The following is a 235-nucleotide window of genomic DNA, read 5'->3' as shown; positions in this document are numbered from 1 at the left end:
GTCCACCCCCCCCGGGTCGACGGGACGATGACCCCGCAGCCCGCTCCCCGGACGCCCCCACGCCTCGACGTGGTCCGTCACATGGCCGTCCCGCCCGCGCGCACCCCCCCCCACGTCCAGCAGACGCAGTACCAGCACGGGCACCCCGAGCAGTCCCCCCCACCCCCCGACGACCGGCCCCACTTCGGACCACCAGGGAACGTCCCCGGCGAACGGCCCTGCGCTCCCGAGGAAC

The 235-nt window shown here is 76.6% G+C and carries 1 pseudogene; it reads left to right on the top strand.

Annotated features, from left to right (window positions below):
- A pseudogene (locus KVT44_RS57155) lies at positions 1-235 on the top strand (hypothetical protein); the annotation flags it as partial.

It is taken from the genome of Streptomyces sp. GbtcB7, from assembly GCF_019091445.1.
Classification (GTDB): Bacteria; Actinomycetota; Actinomycetes; order Streptomycetales; family Streptomycetaceae; genus Streptomyces; species Streptomyces mirabilis.
The sequence above is the reverse complement of the archived record's forward strand: the minus strand, read 5'-3'. Positions and strand labels throughout refer to the sequence as shown.